The following is a 16,037-nucleotide window of genomic DNA, read 5'->3' as shown; positions in this document are numbered from 1 at the left end:
ACGCATGGCTGGGACGCCACCACAAGATGATTCGGCGAATGTGCGGGGCACGACGACGGCACCCACACGAGATCGGAACAGATTTGCGTGAATCGAGATCGGTGACCGACGGTCACCGCCGCGGCGACCGACGGTCACCGCATGCGCCTAGCTCTTGATCGCTCCTCCAACGTTGCTGCCGCGGTGCGGGGCGCCGAGGCTTTGTCAGCTTCATCACACGGATGTGATCCGTGCATTGCGAACATTAGGCGCTTCGTTAATAAAAAGGAACTTTTTGCACTAAAAAAAGTTGGTCAATCGTCCAGCGCGCTCAACTGGGCCGACGCAGCAGGGCAAAGCTGTGTCCGCGACCACATTTCGATCGCGTATGTGAGCTACGGCACTTTCAGATGTGCAGACTATGAGCCCGAACGTTGCATCCGCGTTGCATCGGCGCCCAAGCGTCGATCGAGCACCCGAATCTTGGCCTCGATCTGCGCATATAACGGCGAATCACGATCCACCGTCGCGCGATAGGCGGCCCAGGACGCGGCATCGTCACGCCCCTCGGCACATGCGGTCCACCGACGCAGCACCGCGGTATCGCCGGAACTGAGCACCGCGGTGCGCAGCCGAACCCGAAGTTCGTCCCGGATATCAATAATTCCGGGCGCGGTCGAGCGCGGCAGCACCGGACCGGCGTACAGCCGTAATGCGGAATCGACATCACCGGAGTCGAGTGCGGCCCGCAGCGCTTCGATATCGGTTGCGACATGCACCCGCAACCGATATGGGCGCGAACCGAATACGCTCGGGCCGACCACCGCACGCAGCCGCGACATGGCGGCACGAATGGTGCCGTTATCCAGATCCGTGTCGTCGAGCAGCAGCGCGAGATGGTCGGCGCCGAGTCCCTCGGGATGTTCGGCGAGCAGCAGCAGGATCTCAGCATGCCGCTGCGACAACGGAACTCGATCACCCGCGACACTCAGCAGCGGCTGCCCGAGCCCGAGCACGTCCAGACCGAGCCGGGCCACGGCGATTTCGCCCGTCGTGCTGTCATAGGCCACGGCGCGGCCCGAGGACCCGTGCTGCCCCGCCCGCATGGCACTCAGCAGCAGATCCATTTCGGCCGCCGTCGATGTCGCCTTCACCAGCGCCAGGATCTCCGGCTTGGCCACCCGTACGCCCCCGGCGATCATCAGCACGCCGACCAGCCTGCCGTCGGGATCGTGTACCGGCGCGGCGACACCGGTGATCTGATGCATTCGGTGCAGAAAGTGTTCGGGCCCATGGATCCACGCGGCCCGGCCGGTGCGCACCACCAGGCCGACGGCATTGGTTCCGATGCGACGTTCACTCAGATCGTCGCCAGCACGCAGACCGATTTCGGCGGCCGCGTCGACCTGATCCGAATTGCCGTGCACCCACAGCACCCGGCCGAACTGATCGGCCACCGCGACGATCAAACCCGTTCTGGCCGTGTCCTGTACGAGCAATTTGTCGATCAGCGGCATCAATGCAGCAATCGGGTGCGCATCGCGATAGCGCTGCAGATCGGCACCGCGCAGGCCGCGCCCGTCCAGCAGGTCCATCGGGTCGATGCCGCCGCGCACGCTGCGCAGCCAGGATTCGAGCACAACCGGACGCAGCAGACCGGCAAGCTGCGACAGCTGCTCGCCACCCGCGCTAAGGTATCCATGTGCTTGTGCGGCATAGGCTTCCAGAGCGCCGAGTTGAGTGCCGGGTTCGACGCCGTGCCGTGGGGGCCGCCCACCTGCAAGATTGCTGACCATTAGCCTTTCTTTCCGCCCCAAACTGTACCGGCGCGCATTACCAGACAAAGGCGGTTGTCTTGGTTTGTCCGCCAGCTCACATCCCGTTCAGACCTCGTACAAATGTGACCTACCCGTCTTTCAGATCCTTAGGTGAGATATTCGCTGACGCATTCGGCGATCATTACCGTCGTCGCCTTCGGACCGCGGCTCAGCGGCACCGGCACGACGGAAAGATCCACCACGGATAATCCGGTCGTGCCATGCACTCGGCACCGCTCGTCGACCACCGCGCGTTCGTCGTCCGCACCGCCCATTCGACAGGTTCCCGACAGATGCTGCGAGGTAGCCAGATTCGCGCGCAGCCACGCATCGGCGGGTTCCGGTTTCGATTCCGGTGCGCGCACCATCGGGATTCCGTGCAATACCTCGAGCGCCATGGTCACCGCTTCTCGCAATCGAATCCGATCGGCGTCCGCCGATAAGTAGCGGAAATCGATGAGCGGCGCGATGGTGGGATCGGTGGAACGCAGCCGGAGCACCCCTTCGGATCGCGGACGCATGAGCGCAACACCTAAACGATGAATATACGGGGTAAACGATACGGTGTACGGACGGATTTCGACATCGTCGAGTTCCAGCACATATTCCAGCGGGATACCGACGCCGCTCGCCAACGCTGGATCACCGCGATAGTCGATGCCGATCTCGGGATGATCACTGAACCACGCGCCGACCGGCGCGGGATGCAGCACCGGAACATCCAGCGCCCGTAGCTGTCCCGGATCGCCGATACCGGAGCGCAGCAACAGCGCGGCAGATTCGATGGCGCCCGCACACAGCACGATGCGATCGGCCGCGAGCGTGCCCGCCTTGCCGTCGTGCAAATAGTCGACGCCGACGGCACGGGTGCCGTGAAAGCGGATGCGAGTCACCAGCATCGCGCCGGTGACGGTGAGGTTCGGTCGGTCGAGCGCCGGTGCCAGATACGCCGTCCCGGTGTCGACCCGCCTGCCGTGCTCGATATTGCACGGCACCGGTCCCCAGCCTTCGGCCGGACCCGCGCCGGGCAGCGCGTTCAGGTCGGGAATCGCGGCAAGGCCGAGTGCCGCACAGGCCGAGGCGAATTCGCGACTCAGCGGGGTTGGCGCGGCGGTGCGGCGCACCGGTATCGGCCCGGTCGTGCCGTGCCCCGGCCGGTCGCCGTAATCGAGATCGCGCTCGAGGCGGCGATAGGCGGGCAGCACCGCGTCGAAGGACCAGCTCGCCGAGCCGCCCAGCTCCTTGCTCCACGCCGTGAAGTCGGCCGCCGTCGCGCGCACGAAGTAGCCGCCGTTGATCGCGCCCGATCCACCGATCACCCTGCCGCGCACAATATTTCCGGCAATATCGTCGGCCAGGTCGACGGGATAGCGCCACACCAAGGTCGATTCGGGGCCGATCGGCATCCGGGTCGCGTCGAGCAGTTGCGCCGCATCGATCGACACCGGACCGGCCTCGACCAGCCGCACACTATGGGCCGGATCCTCGCTCAGCCTGGCCGCCAGGACGCATCCGGCCGTGCCACCACCGACGATCAGCGTATCGACCATCTCTACATCAGCTCATCAGGTGGTACAGCCATTACACGTTCGATTCAGTTCCGAGGCGTACTCGGCTTGAGCGACTCCAGGCTGCGGGCGCGGAATGCGCCCAGCCACAGGCCGGTTCCGTACGCGATATCGTCCATCCGCTTGTAGGCCACATAGCGGAAGGGGTCGAGGCCGCCCGCATCGCGGTGGGTGAACCAGTCGGCGAAACCGTCCGCGACCGCCATGGTGACCGCGATGCGCCGGACCCGCCGCGACAGCATCATCGCCACCATGGTGATCGGCCAATAGTGTCGGCACATCGCCGAGGCCAGTCGCCAGATTCCCGCGAAGTAGCCGCGCGCCAGATAGATCGCCGCGATCCGCGTGGGGTTGTCCAATCCGGTGAAGACCCGGCGTAGTCGGGCCAGCGCGGTCACCATGGTGATCAGTCCGCCGAGCAGTCCCCACTTCGTCAGCGTGGCGAACAGTATGGTCGCCACCGCGGTCCACAACGGCATTGCCAGCGGCGTCACCATGCCCGGATGCCGCTCGCCGAGCGGTGCGGCGCCGGTGCCGTAGAAGAGCTTGCGACCGAACCAGGCGCGGAACGAGATTCGACTATCGTGCGCGACATGTGCCGCGGGCTCATAGCGCAGCCGCCAGCCCGCCTGCTCCAACCGCCAGCACAGATCGACATCCTCGGCCACCTGCATCGACTCGTCGAATCCGCCACCGGCCAGCAGCGCCCTGCGGCGTACCAGCAGCGCGGCGCTCGGCACATACGACACCAGCCCGCGCGACTGCACGGCCGATTCGCGCCGACCGAGATCGAGTGAGGAGCGGGTGTGCTCATAGCGCGCCAGCGCATTCGACTCCGGATCGAGTGTGACGATCCGGGGCGCGACCAGTGCCACCTCCGGATCGCTGAAATGCCCGAGCATCACCTCGAGCCAGCCGCTGCGCGGGACCACATCGGAGTCCAGGAAGGCGACGAAGTCGGTTGTCGCGGCCCGCAATCCGGCATTGCGCGCGGCGGCCGGGCCCTGTCTGCGGTCGTGGCGCAGTACCGTCACCCGGCAGCGGGTGCCACGGTTGCGCGGGATCTGCACGGGCTGATCCGAGCCGTCGTCGACGACGATCACATTGTGCCCGCGCAGGGCCGCGAGGAGTCGGGCCAGGCCGTCGGCGTTGTTGTGCAGCGGCACGATCACGGTCACGTCGTCGAGCGCGGGCAGCAGCTGGGGACGCGGATTACCGACACCGGAGTCGAGCAGCCGTCTGGCAACAACGGCCGACTTCGGGTCGGTGACCTCGAGGTACCCGTCGCCGATCATCTCGGCGGCCTCCGGGGCAAGTCGCAGCAACCGGGCGGGCGAACCCCCGATCAAGATGCGCCCCCCGGAGTATGCGCGTACCCGTGGATCGATCCGCACCCCGAATCCATCGGGCAGGCGATCATGGCGCATTCCTGGCATGCTAGGCGGAGATTCGCGCATTGGCATCATCAGTCCGGAAAAAAGGACGGAATTCCGCACGAATGCGCCCACGGGGCGGGATATCTCCCGACACGGCTTTCCGGCGGGTCGCGCGCGACTCGCCGAAGGCATTCGGCAACAATCTGGCAATCATCGAATTGCCACTCGATAGCCATCGTCGATTGATCGTGCAGCACATAACTGGCTACCGGTTCGGAATCATGTCAGTGGACTCTCGTCGCAGGCGCGCGCGGGTCGCCGCTCCGGTGATGTGCGTTCAGCGGCGGGGCGAGATACCGACAGCGTCAGCGGAATCGGGCCCGACTTACGCGATCCCGGTCGGCTCGGCGCGGACCGGCGCGAGTGGTCGACCGACGAGCGCGGGATCATCCGTCCGGCGTCGGCCAGCGCCGCCTCGCCGTAGCCCTGCACGCACTCCGGGTCCGGCCCATCCGCGGGCAGTCCGGTGAAGAACTTCGCCGCCATACAACCGCCGCGGCAGGCGTCGTAGTGGGCGCAGCCGGAGCACGCACCGCCACCGGTGGGCTCGCGCAGTTCGGCGAAGAGTTCCGATTCCTGCCACACGGTGCGGAAACCGCCGTCCGACACCACATTTCCGGCACGGAACCGGTCGTGAATCGCGAAGGGGCAGGCATACACGTCGCCGACCGGATCCACCAGGCAGACCACCCGGCCCGCACCGCACATGTTCAGACCGGGCAGCGCCTGGCCGAAGGCGGACAGATGGAAGAACGAATCGCCGGTGAGCACGCCTTCGCCATTGCGCACCAGCCAGTCGTAGAGCACCCGTTGCTGTTCCGGAAGCGGATGCAGTTCGTCCCAGACATCCGCACCCCGACCCGATGGCCGCAGCCGCGTCAAACGCAGTGTGGCGCCGTACCTATCGGCAATCGCCTTGAACTCGTCGAGCTGGGCGATATTGTGCCGGGTCGCGACCACCGAGAGTTTTGCATCGGTGAATCCCGCCGCCGCCAGATTCTCCAACGCCCGGATCGCCATGGCGTAGGACCCCGGTCCGCGCACCGCATCGTTGACCTCGGCGTCGGCGCCGTCCAACGAAATCTGTACGTCCACATAGTCACTGGCGGCCAGGCGCGCGGCGACCTCGGGTGTGATGCGAACTCCGTTGGTGGAGAACTTCACTCCGACATGGTGCGCGGTCGCATAGTCGACCAGCTCCCAGAAGTCCTGGCGCACAGTGGGTTCGCCGCCGCCGATATTCACATAGAAGATCTGCATGCGCTCGAACTCGTCGATCAACGCCTTGCACTGTTCGGTGCTCAGCTCGCGCGGATCGCGGCGGCCGGAGGAGGACAGGCAGTGCACACAGGACAGATTGCAGGCGTAGGTCAGCTCCCACGTCAGGCAGATCGGTGCGGCCAAACCGGTTTCGAACTTATCGATCAGCCGCCCGCCCGTGGCAGCTCTCGGCTGCCCGGTGTGCGGCAGCGGTGCGGGCGTCGGCGTGGGCGCACTGCCCGGCGCGGCCCGCCTGATCATGTCCGAATCGGCCAACTGCGCCAAGGCGCGCACGTACGGTCCGGCGAGGTCATCCGAGACGCCCGCCGCCCGCAGTGCCGCACGTGCCGAGACATGCGCGGGCAGCGAGCGGACGATCTCGAGGATCTGTCGACTCTTCAGAAAGGAGAGTTTGCGCGTGCCGAAGTGGTAGAGCAGCGCACCGAACGACTCCGGCCGCAGCGCCACCCGCGGATGCGGCTCCCATCGGGTATCGAGATCGAGCATGGTCGTACCGCCGGTCAGTAGACGCCGCACATACCGTCGATGGAGACCTCTTCGATGAGGGTCTCCTCGATCAGCGGCGCCTCCTCGATCGACCTGGATTCGATCGTCGCGATCCGCCCGGTGTTGTCGGTATCGGTGTGTCCGATGGATCCGTGCTCCGGCATGCCTACCTCCGAGATGCGACCAGTTACCACGGCCACGGGTGCGGCCGTGCTCACACGATAACGTCACGAGCTGACAAAATGGAACACGTTTCAGTATGTGAATTACACCAGCGCCGTATCGCCGCCGCCGCGACCTCACATGTCGCCGCAGGTCCGCCTCCCCACACACGCCGACCGAGCCGCGACCGCGCGCTCTAGACTGCGGGTGGCAAGCAGCTGAACAGGACGTGACGGGCGACATCGCCCGCAGTGGTAGAGGTGGCATGGGAGTCGGACGAATGCAGACGAGCGGGGGCGGCTACACCCCGCGGTGCGAGCTCGAGGCCCGGAGGCAGCAGCTTGCGTAACCAGGTAGGGCCCGGGAGCGCCGCAAATAGGACCCCGCGGTGCGAGCTCGAGGACCGGAGGCGGGAGCTTGCGTAACCACGGAGGGCCTGGGAGCACCGCAAATAGGACCCCGCGGTGCGAGCTCGAGGACCGGAGGCGGCAGCTTGCGTAACCACGGAGGGCCTGGGAGCACCGCAAATAGGACACTGTCGGAATCCGAGATCGTCGAAGCCGCGCTGCGCGTGGTCCGCGAGGACGGCGTGGAGAAATTGTCGATGCGTCGACTCTCCCGCGAACTCGGAGTTTCGCCGATGGCGCCGTACTACTACGTCGCCGATAAACGCGAGCTGCTCGACCTCGTCGCGAGCGCGGCACTGACCGGAGTTCGCAAGCCGGCACCCGATTCCGGGCCGTGGCAGCACCGGCTGCGCGATCTGATCGACCAGATCGACGACAAGCTGCGCAAACATCCCGGACTCGGCGATGTGCTGATCGAGCAGATGCTCGGCAAACAGCTCGATCTGATCGCCGCCATTATGGAGATCCTGTTCGAGGCGGGTTTCAATGACCGCAATGTGCTGGCCGCGTACGCGACGATCCACACCTACCTGTTCGGCCGCCGGCGGGTGAATCCGCGCGAGCGGTCGCCGCTGTCGGAGGTGGCACTGCCGGAGTCGGTGGAGCGGGCCACCAAATACATGGCGGACCTGCGCGGGAAGTACGCCTACGACTTCGGTATGGAAGTGCTGATCGACGGTCTGCAGGCCCAGCTTGTCCGTCAGCCCGGTCCCGACGTACGATGAAACTGAAACACGTTCTAGTTTTGGTTTTGTTCGAGAGGACGAAATGACCACCGTCGAAGTTCCACACGGTTCGCGTTCGGTCGTGCTGCGGGTATCCGCAGTCATCGCCGAAACGGCCGACACCTGTTCGCTGGTCTTCGACGTGCCCGACGAACTGCGCGAACGTTTCGACTACCAGCCGGGGCAGTTCCTCACCCTGCGCATCCCGAGCGACCTCACCGGCTCGGTGGCACGCTGCTATTCACTGGCCAGCTCACCGCACACCGACGACCGGCCCAAGGTGACCGTCAAGCGCACCGTGGGCGGCTACGGATCGAATTGGGTCTGCGACAACGTCAAAGCGGGCGATCAACTCGAAGTACTGCCGCCTTCGGGCGTCTTCACACCGAAGAACCTCGACGACGATCTGCTGCTGTTCGGCGCCGGCAGCGGCATCACGCCGGTGATGTCCATCCTGAAATCGGCGCTGGCGCGCGGGAACGGCCGAATTGTGCTGGTGTACGCCAATCGTGATCACGAATCGGTGATCTTCGCTGGTGAGCTGCGCGAATTGGCCGAGAAGCAGCCGCAGCGGCTCATCGTGATCCACTGGCTGGAGCACCTGCAGGGGCTGCCGACCGCGGACGGTCTGGCCGCGCTGGTCGCGCCGTACGCGGGCTACCACGCCTACATGTGCGGGCCGAAGCCGTTCATGGACCGGGTGCACGACGCGCTGGCCCGACTCGATGTGCCGCGTTCGCGCACGCACGCCGAGGTGTTCAATTCCCTTGCGGGAGACCCGTTCGCGGATCAGGCACCGGTCGAGGTGACCGACGAGGAGGCCGCCGCCGCGGCCACCGTCGAGGTCGAACTCGATGGCGAGGTGCACGAGCTGAAGTGGCCGCGCAAGCAGACCCTGGTCGACATCATGCTGTCGAAGGGCCTGGATGTGCCGTATTCCTGCCAGGAAGGCGAATGCGGTTCCTGCGCGTGCACGGTGCTCGAGGGCAAGGTCGAAATGGACAATGCCGAGATCCTCGATCCCGAGGATATCGAGAACGGCTATATCCTCGGCTGCCAGGCGCATCCGGTCACCGACCACCTGCGCATCCAATTCTGATCCGGCGCAACCGGCTACAGTCCGCGGTAGTGGACGCGGAGGGCGGGATCCAGGCGCTCGGTCGCATAGCTCAGTGCGGTGCGGCCCATCTCGGCCGCATGCTTGTCGAGGAAGCCGGTCAGCAGTCGCTCGTCGACGCGCTTGCCGACCTCGCGCAGCATCCAGCCGAGCGCCTTCTGGATCAGATCGCGGCGATCGTCGAGGAGTTGTTCGCAGAGTTCGAAGGTGGTCGAGGCGTCGCCCGCCTTGATGAAGGCAAAGGTCGACAGCAGCGCCACCCGGCGCTCCCAGAGCGAGTCCGCGCGCGCGAGTTCGAAGAGCAGGTCACGTGGCCGATCGAGCAGCCAGGGGCCGATGACGTTCTCGGCGGAGACGTCGACCAGATCCCAGTTGTTCACCCGGCCCCGGCGCACCGCGGCGAGATAGAGCTCGACCATCGCCGCCTGCCCATCGGTATCGAGCGTGCGCGGCTTGCGCGCCGCGGCGAATCTGGCATTGAGGATGACCAGCGCGGCCAGCCGGTCCTCGTGCACGGCACTGTCCAGCAGCGCATCGATCTCATCGAGTGGAAGTGCCGCAAAGCGTTTCGCGATCGATCGGGTGACGGGCACCCGCACACCGAGGAAGACATCACCTTCGCCGTACTCACCGGGCCCGGTCTTGAAGAACCGTGCCAGCTGGCTGGCATCGGCGGGGTCGGCGACCTCGGTCAGAGCCGCGTGCACCGCGGCGGCGGTCAGTTGGGCCAGCACTGCTATCCCTGCGCTCCCAGGATCCGTCCCGATTCGAAAGCTGCTGCGCTGACCGGCAATTCACCCGGTCGATCGCTGTTGAGCACCCGCACCGCACCATTGCCGGTGGTCGGCCTGCCGAGCGCATCCATCCGCCGAATCGTCTGTGCCGCAACGGCTTGCGCGCTGTCGAAGAGCCGAACGCCATCGGGCAGTGCGGCGACAATGGCATCGATGACCAGTGGGTAGTGGGTGCATCCGAGCACCACCCCCTCGACATCGGCCGGAGTCTGTTCGGCCGCGCGTGCAATCGAATCGCGGGCCGCGACCAGGTCGCCGCGATCGATCGAATCCGCCAAACCGTGACAGGCGATGCCGACCACCTTCGCATCACCGCCGAACCGGGCGATCAGATCCGCCTGATACCGACTGGCGGTGGTGGCCGCGGTGGCCCACACCGCGACCGACTTGCACACCGCCGCAGCCGGTTTGATCGCCGGAACGGTGCCGATCACCGGTACGCCGGGCCCGACCTCGGCGCGCACCTGGTCCAGCGCGGTGACGCTGGCCGTATTGCACGGCAGCACGATCACCTCCGCCCCGAGGCGAACCGAACTCCGCGCGGCGTCGACCACCCGGTCGGTCACCCACTGCTCGGGTTTGGGTCCCCACGGCGCGCCATCCGGATCCAACCGCAGCAGCAGGTCGACATCCGGCCGCAGCTTGCGCAGCCAGGCGGCCGTGGGCAGCAACCCCAGCCCGGAATCGATGAGCGCGACGATCACCCGACCACCGTATTACAGCGGACCATCACGCCCTACTCGGCCGCCGGGCTGGTTGTATCGAGCGCTCGGACGAGCAATCGCTACGACTGATCCTTTCGAGCGACCCGCGAGCAATCGCTAGGGTGTGGCCGCGAGCAGATCCGCGATCGGCGCATTCGCGGCGATCTTCGCGCGGGCCTTCATCACCTGGCCGGTCATGCCCGCGCCGACCACACCGGTCAGGTTGCCGTGCTGGGAGTAGTAGGCGAGGAATTTGCGGCCGTCGTCGGCGACGACGTGGATATCGTCGGTGGCGCTCGGGGTGCCGAGGGCCTGGATCTTCACGTCGTACTGATCGCTCCAGAAGTACGGCACCCGCGCCGCGGTCGGCGGTTCGGCGCCGAGTAGCGCGCAGGCCAGCAGCTTGGCCTGTTCACCCGCATTGGTCCAATGCTCGATGCGCTTGCGCAGCCCGGTCTCGTGCCGCCAGGCGGCCACATCGCCGACCGCCCACACCCCATCGACCGAGGTGCGGCCCACCTCGTCGGCGAGTACGCCGCCACCGGCCGCGGGCTCGGCGAGCTCGATACCGGAATCGGCGAGCCATTCGGTCACCGGACGCGATCCGACGCCGATGACCACCAGATCGGCGGATACCTCACTGCCATCGGAGAGCACGGCGCCGCGCACCCGCTCGGCATCGTCGGCGAGGAAGGTGTCCAGGCCGGTCTCGCAGCGCAGGTCGACGCCCTCGGCCCGATGCATGCGGGCCACCAGCGCGCCGATCTGTGCGCCGAGCACCGAGGCCAGCGGCGTCGGCTGCGGTTCGATCAGGACGACCTCGACACCGCTGGCCCGGAAGCTCGCCGCGAGTTCACAGCCGATGAATCCGGCCCCGACCACCAGCGCCGTACCCGCGCCGGACAATTCGGCGCGCAGCGCGGCGGCATCGGTATGTCCGCGCAGTACGTGCACGCCCCGCAGATCCGGCAGTCCGGGCAGGCGGCGCGGCCGCAGACCGGTCGCGATGATCAGCTGGTCATAGTCGAGTGTGCCGCCATCGGCCAGACGCACCTGGCGCGCGGCGGTATCCACGCCGACCGCCTCGGTATCGAGCCGCAGGTCGATCTGCTTCTCGTCGAAGAATTCGGCGGGCCGCAGGGTGGTGTCGTCGGTCTCGCCGCGCACGAACTGCTTGGACAGCGGCGGGCGGTCGTAAGGCAGCCGCGACTCCTCGCCGATGAGGATCAGTCCGCCCTCGTAGCCCGCGCGACGCAACTCCTCGGCGGTGCGCAGCCCGGCGAGACCGGCTCCGACGATGACAATCGGCCGGTTCATGCGGCCTTCCCTTCATTAGCGCCGAACCGGCGCCGGGTCGAGTTGGCATCCGTTACTGAGGGTGACACGAAGCTCACCCTAACCTTTGCTTGGTTGCAAACCGCAGTGAGGGCCGCCACACCGGATCACCAACCGATCGGTGCGCAATCGTATCCATATTTATATTGATCGGGCGGTCAATCAGAGTTAGATCGAAGTGCGGAGAACAATTCAGAGCCTGAGGAGGCACACCATGTTCACCGAAAGTCGCGCGCAGGATTTCCTGGCCGTTGTGCTGGGCATCTTTACCGCGCTGTCACCCCTGTGGGTGAACACGAACGACAACGGCATGTGGTCGTTGATCGTCCTGGGCGTGCTCATCGCCCTCACCGGCCTGACGCAGATGTACCGGGCGACCCTGGCGGCCGCCGACTATGCGATGGGCCTGTTCGGCGCATTGCTGTTCATCTCCCCATGGGCGATGGACTACACCGGCTACCGCGGCGCATCCTGGACCGCATGGGTAGTGGGCGTGGTGACGGTGGTGGTCGCGGTGGCGGCGCTGCCGACGGTATCGGGTCGGCTGCACGATATGGCGCCGCATCACTGATGCAGATGCCGAAACCCCGGCGAGGCGGGCGGCGCCGTAGCGCGAAAGTCGACGGCGACGCCCGTCAGCTTATTCTCGATGCCTCGGAAAAACTGTTCGCGGCACAGGGATTCGATGCGACCGCGACCGCGGCCATCGCCGAGGCTGCCGGTGTCCCCAAGGGCCTGGTCTTCTACTACTTCCCCACCAAGGATTCGATCCTGTCCACACTGATGGCCGAGCGGGTGCCCGCGGAGCCGATCGGCGATATCGGCACGGTGGTCGCACCGGGCGATCCGGCGGCCAGCCTGGTCAATCTCGATGCCGCGCTGAATCTGCGCGATCACCATTCCTCGGTGCTGCGCGTCATCATGTGGCGCGAGGCCGATACCCATCCCGATGTCCGCCGCCAATTGCGCCGCCTGCGCGATCAACTACTCGATATCACCGCCCGGGTGCTGCAGGCCAGCGCGCCCGTTCCGGTCCAGCCCGGCACGCTGCGTGCCTGCGCGGCCGCCTGGGTTTCGGCCATGTTCGCCATTGCCAGCAGCGATCGGCTGCACGCCCTCGACGGGGTGCCGCTGCCGACGGCGGATGAGATCTTCAATGTCGCGCGGGTCGTCGCGGCGGGCATGACGCAGCTCGGTTGAGCATGCTTTTTATTCTTTCGACTGGATAACTGAAAAGCGCGCCTTTACAGATGTCATCCGGGGCGCGTGATAGACCTTCGGTTTGTGCAGATCAATCGAACCCTTCGAGATCTGACCGGTCTCGCGACGCGCGCATTGATCGTCTGCCTCATCGTCGGCGCCTCGACGACATTTCTGGGCGGCACCGAAGCCCACGCCACACCGATTTACCCGACCCCGGATCCGGACCCCTTCTATGCGGCACCACCGGATCTGGCGAATAAGCGACCGGGTGAGGTGCTCGCGACGCGACCGATGCCGCCACTGCTGGTTTTCCCGGAAACCACGATCACGCAGATCAAATTCCGTTCGAACAATTCCGCCGGACAGCCGATCGCGGCGACGACGCTAATGCTGACGCCGCGCTCGCACCGCCCCGATGGACCGGTTCTGTCCTATCAGCACATCATCAACGGCCTCGGCACGCAGTGCACGGTGTCGCGCGTGCTCTACACCTCCGATCCGGCTCTCCAGCTGCGCGAGGCGGTGCTGCTCAACGCGCTGCTGTTCGCTGGCTGGAGCATCGCACTGCCCGACCATCTCGGGCCGAACTCTGCCTATGGCGCGGCCCGGCTCGGCGGCCAGATCACCCTGGACGGCATTCGCGCCATTCGCCGAGTTCCCGAACTCGAAATAGCGAACAGCAGAATCGCGATGGCGGGCTATTCCGGCGGCGGCATGGCCACCGCATTCGCCGCCGCGATGGCGCCGAGGTACGCGCCCGAACTGGATATCGCGGGCGCCGCGATCGGCGGCGTACCGATGAACCTGGTGAAAATGGTGGAATGGGTCAACACCGATCCGCATCCGGCATTCGGCCTGCTGATGGCGGCCGGTATCGGGCTGGAACGGGAGTACCCGTACCGCTTTCCGATCAGCGACTACCTGAACCAACGCGGGTTGGAAGCACGCACCGCGATAGCCAACGCCTGCACCAACGAAATCCTCTACATCGGCGCCGGGCACAGCGCCCGCGATTACGCACGGAATATGACCCTGGCCGATGATCGGAATGCCAGGGCGGTGGTCGAGGAGAACAGTCTGGAACTCTTCGACGGCATCCCGAATATGCCGATCTTCGAATGGCATTCGCCGAACGATCCGCTCATTCCGGTCGACGCGATCCTCAATGTCGACCGGCGGTATTGCGCTGCGGGTGTCGCACTGCAAGCCGAACTCACCTACTCCCCCGAACATCTGAGCGCCGCCGTGCTCGGGATACCCGCGGCGCTCTTCTGGCTCGACGCCCGCTTGCGCGGCGACCCGGCCCCGAACAACTGCGAAAACTAGTCCGCCAGGAAGGCGACGACATCGGGAACGAAGCGCTTCACGACCCCGATGTGGGTGGTATGCGGGTAGATGATCAAGCGCGAGTTCGGGATTCCGTCCGCGGTGCGGCGGAAGGTTTCCGTGCTGTAGCCGCCATCGCTGTCGCCACCGAGGACCAGGGTCGGTGCGGTGATATCGCTGAGCCGACCCGTGAGGTCGAAGGCGTCCTCGGCACGGATGAAGGCCAGGGTGTCGGCGGGATTCCGCGGGCGCGCAAGGGGATCGGCCAACCACATGCCCGCGGCGGCGAGGCGCTGCGCGACCGGTGATTTGAAGGCGACCGCGGCCATGTGATGCAGTCCGCGCTTGCCCGCATAGGCCGCCTCGCCGTAGCGCAGCTGCGCCGCGCGCGTGGCGTTTTCCAGGGTGTAGCCCGACGAGGCGATGATCAGTCGCCGGACGGCGGCGGGGTGGTCGGCCGCGAGCTGTAGGGCCAGCGATCCCCCCGAGGAGACGCCGACAACATCGACGGGTTCGCCGAATTCGTCGTGCAATGCCCGCGCATGTTCGGCGGCGATATCGGCCATCGTGGTGCCCTCGGCCATACCGGGCGCGCGGTTCACTGCGTAGACCCGGAAATGTGCCGCGAGCGGGGCCAATGTCCTGATCTCGGACTGTCGCAACCATCCGGTCGGATTGGCGTGATCGGGGGTGAACCACCGCAGGAAGACCAGCGGACGTCCGGATCCGAGTGCGAGATACGGCATGCCGTGCGTCCACGTCCCCTCGGTGACGTCGAGTGCGGTAGCCAGGGCCGAACTACTCATGCTTCCTCCGATCAACCGGTCTTACCTCTTCGCTCGACGTTAGCGCCGAGCCATGCCGACCCGCGATAACCTCCGAGGTCATGGGTTCGAGTACCCATTCGGAAGGGTTCGGCCACCGCACCGGCGCGAAGTTTCGCCACAGGCTCGCGTATGCGATGCGTTGTAGTCCCAGTTGCGCACCTGGCGGTTACCGTTGGAATATGCGCCTGATAGCAGCGGCCGCCCTGGTGGCGGCGTTGCCGATGGCCGCCTGCGAGAGTTCATCGCCCGCGCCATCGGCCAGCATGATCACCCGGCCCGCGGTTGCGGTAACTCCGCATACGCCGATTCCCGAACCATCGGTTCCCGCGGCATCGGTGCCCGGAGCGACAACGCCCGCAACCACCGGCCCGCCGACCGACGCGCAGCCCCTGGGCGCACCGTACTGTGCCGCCACGGATGTCGCACTATCGCTGGAGAATGCGGGCGGGGCGGCGGGGAGTATCTACGCCCCGATCGATTTCACGAATATCACCGCGCGCGCCTGCGCGCTCTTCGGCTATCCGGCAGTGTCACTGGCCGTCGGAGATCCGCCACTGTCGATCGGCCCCGGAGGCGAGCAGATCACCGACGGCGAGCCGCAACAGGTCATCCTCGGCCCCGGCGCGGTCGCGCATGCGACAGTGCGGTACACACAGGCGGGAAACTACGACTGCGAGCACGCTCCGGCCGAATATCTGCTGATCTATCCACCGAACCAGACCGTCGCGGTAACTCTCCCATTCGACGTCGACGCCTGCGTGCACCCCCCTATAGCGCTACTGCACGTCGATTATGTGAAGCCAGGCACGGCGAACTGAAACCCGCGCGGCACAACACCTTTCGATGCAACGGCGTCCGCGCCGATGCTCG

Annotated in this window: 15 protein-coding genes; 6 read left to right on the top strand and 9 right to left on the bottom strand. The window is 66.1% G+C overall.

Annotated elements, in window-relative coordinates; translation table 11 throughout:
* Positions 1 to 398 precede the first annotated feature (398 nt).
* The 5 genes from ACWEO2_RS35970 to mftA all read right to left on the bottom strand — a co-directional run bounded on the left by ACWEO2_RS35970 (position 399) and on the right by mftA (position 6,671).
* Positions 399 to 1,775: a GAF domain-containing protein gene (locus ACWEO2_RS35970; RefSeq protein WP_452409432.1), complete on the bottom strand. Its 1,377-nt coding sequence runs from the start codon at positions 1,773 to 1,775 to the stop codon at positions 399 to 401.
* 128 nt (positions 1,776 to 1,903) lie between these two features.
* Complete coding sequence (mftG, locus tag ACWEO2_RS35965; protein ID WP_452409431.1) at positions 1,904 to 3,346, bottom strand: mycofactocin dehydrogenase MftG; 1,443 nt, start codon at positions 3,344 to 3,346, stop codon at positions 1,904 to 1,906.
* Positions 3,347 to 3,390: 44 nt separating this feature from the next.
* Positions 3,391 to 4,791, bottom strand: a complete 1,401-nt coding sequence (mftF, locus tag ACWEO2_RS35960) for a mycofactocin biosynthesis glycosyltransferase MftF (protein ID WP_452409430.1) — start codon at positions 4,789 to 4,791, stop codon at positions 3,391 to 3,393.
* A 228-nt stretch (positions 4,792 to 5,019) separates the two neighbouring features.
* Positions 5,020 to 6,567, bottom strand: coding sequence for a mycofactocin radical SAM maturase (gene mftC, locus ACWEO2_RS35955; RefSeq protein WP_452409439.1), 1,548 nt, complete (start codon positions 6,565 to 6,567; stop codon positions 5,020 to 5,022).
* Positions 6,568 to 6,581: 14 nt separating this feature from the next.
* On the bottom strand, positions 6,582 to 6,671 hold the full coding sequence (mftA, locus tag ACWEO2_RS35950) for a mycofactocin precursor MftA (protein WP_354956351.1): 90 nt from the start codon (positions 6,669 to 6,671) through the stop codon (positions 6,582 to 6,584).
* Between the two features lie 551 nt (positions 6,672 to 7,222).
* Here mftA and mftR2 point away from each other — a divergent pair.
* The gene (mftR2, locus tag ACWEO2_RS35945; RefSeq protein ID WP_452409429.1) at positions 7,223 to 7,861 is read left to right on the top strand and encodes a mycofactocin system transcriptional regulator MftR2; all 639 of its coding nucleotides are present in this window, start codon (positions 7,223 to 7,225) and stop codon (positions 7,859 to 7,861) included.
* A 43-nt stretch (positions 7,862 to 7,904) separates the two neighbouring features.
* Positions 7,905 to 8,960, top strand: a complete 1,056-nt coding sequence (locus tag ACWEO2_RS35940; protein WP_452409428.1) for a 2Fe-2S iron-sulfur cluster-binding protein — start codon at positions 7,905 to 7,907, stop codon at positions 8,958 to 8,960.
* 14 nt (positions 8,961 to 8,974) lie between these two features.
* Here ACWEO2_RS35940 and ACWEO2_RS35935 read toward each other — a convergent pair whose 3' ends face one another.
* The 3 genes from ACWEO2_RS35935 to ACWEO2_RS35925 all read right to left on the bottom strand — a co-directional run bounded on the left by ACWEO2_RS35935 (position 8,975) and on the right by ACWEO2_RS35925 (position 11,793).
* Positions 8,975 to 9,709 (bottom strand): DNA alkylation repair protein, encoded by a 735-nt coding sequence (locus ACWEO2_RS35935; RefSeq protein WP_452409438.1) that lies wholly within the window; start codon positions 9,707 to 9,709, stop codon positions 8,975 to 8,977.
* Between the two features lie 5 nt (positions 9,710 to 9,714).
* Positions 9,715 to 10,476: a glutamate racemase gene (locus ACWEO2_RS35930; protein WP_452409427.1), complete on the bottom strand. Its 762-nt coding sequence runs from the start codon at positions 10,474 to 10,476 to the stop codon at positions 9,715 to 9,717.
* Positions 10,477 to 10,593: 117 nt separating this feature from the next.
* A complete protein-coding gene (locus tag ACWEO2_RS35925; RefSeq protein WP_452409426.1) occupies positions 10,594 to 11,793 on the bottom strand; it encodes an NAD(P)/FAD-dependent oxidoreductase in 1,200 nt (399 codons plus the stop codon).
* A gap of 232 nt (positions 11,794 to 12,025) precedes the next feature.
* Here ACWEO2_RS35925 and ACWEO2_RS35920 point away from each other — a divergent pair, with 232 nt between their 5' ends.
* From ACWEO2_RS35920 to ACWEO2_RS35910, 3 genes are all read left to right on the top strand, one after another.
* Positions 12,026 to 12,382, top strand: coding sequence for an SPW repeat domain-containing protein (locus tag ACWEO2_RS35920; RefSeq protein ID WP_452409425.1), 357 nt, complete (start codon positions 12,026 to 12,028; stop codon positions 12,380 to 12,382).
* A gap of 5 nt (positions 12,383 to 12,387) precedes the next feature.
* Positions 12,388 to 13,011, top strand: coding sequence for a TetR/AcrR family transcriptional regulator (locus ACWEO2_RS35915; RefSeq protein WP_354956303.1), 624 nt, complete (start codon positions 12,388 to 12,390; stop codon positions 13,009 to 13,011).
* Between the two features lie 135 nt (positions 13,012 to 13,146).
* A complete protein-coding gene (locus ACWEO2_RS35910) occupies positions 13,147 to 14,340 on the top strand; it encodes a lipase family protein (protein WP_452409437.1) in 1,194 nt (397 codons plus the stop codon).
* On the opposite strand, the gene ACWEO2_RS35905 is transcribed toward ACWEO2_RS35910, so the two are convergent.
* Positions 14,337 to 15,146 carry an alpha/beta fold hydrolase gene (locus tag ACWEO2_RS35905; RefSeq protein WP_452409424.1) on the bottom strand — a complete coding sequence of 270 codons (810 nt, stop codon included), beginning with the start codon at positions 15,144 to 15,146 and terminating at the stop codon, positions 14,337 to 14,339. The genes ACWEO2_RS35910 and ACWEO2_RS35905 overlap by 4 nt on opposite strands.
* A gap of 200 nt (positions 15,147 to 15,346) precedes the next feature.
* Between ACWEO2_RS35905 and ACWEO2_RS35900 the strand changes: the two genes are divergently transcribed.
* Positions 15,347 to 15,985 carry a DUF4232 domain-containing protein gene (locus ACWEO2_RS35900; RefSeq protein ID WP_452409423.1) on the top strand — a complete coding sequence of 213 codons (639 nt, stop codon included), beginning with the start codon at positions 15,347 to 15,349 and terminating at the stop codon, positions 15,983 to 15,985.
* Positions 15,986 to 16,037: the final 52 nt, after the last annotated feature.

Source organism: Nocardia sp. NPDC004278, assembly GCF_053602975.1.
Note: the sequence above shows the minus strand (reverse complement) of the source record. Positions and strands in the feature narration are given on the sequence as shown.

Coding starts and splice junctions, on each gene's coding strand:
- ACWEO2_RS35970 (WP_452409432.1), bottom strand. CDS start 1,775: ATGGTCAGCAATCTTGCAGGTGGGCGGCCCCCACGGCACGGCGTCGAA.
- ACWEO2_RS35900 (WP_452409423.1), top strand. CDS start 15,347: ATGCGCCTGATAGCAGCGGCCGCCCTGGTGGCGGCGTTGCCGATGGCC.
- ACWEO2_RS35915 (WP_354956303.1), top strand. CDS start 12,388: ATGCCGAAACCCCGGCGAGGCGGGCGGCGCCGTAGCGCGAAAGTCGAC.
- ACWEO2_RS35925 (WP_452409426.1), bottom strand. CDS start 11,793: ATGAACCGGCCGATTGTCATCGTCGGAGCCGGTCTCGCCGGGCTGCGC.
- ACWEO2_RS35905 (WP_452409424.1), bottom strand. CDS start 15,146: ATGAGTAGTTCGGCCCTGGCTACCGCACTCGACGTCACCGAGGGGACG.
- mftC (WP_452409439.1), bottom strand. CDS start 6,567: ATGCTCGATCTCGATACCCGATGGGAGCCGCATCCGCGGGTGGCGCTG.
- mftG (WP_452409431.1), bottom strand. CDS start 3,346: ATGGTCGATACGCTGATCGTCGGTGGTGGCACGGCCGGATGCGTCCTG.
- ACWEO2_RS35920 (WP_452409425.1), top strand. CDS start 12,026: ATGTTCACCGAAAGTCGCGCGCAGGATTTCCTGGCCGTTGTGCTGGGC.
- mftF (WP_452409430.1), bottom strand. CDS start 4,791: ATGCGCCATGATCGCCTGCCCGATGGATTCGGGGTGCGGATCGATCCA.
- ACWEO2_RS35940 (WP_452409428.1), top strand. CDS start 7,905: ATGACCACCGTCGAAGTTCCACACGGTTCGCGTTCGGTCGTGCTGCGG.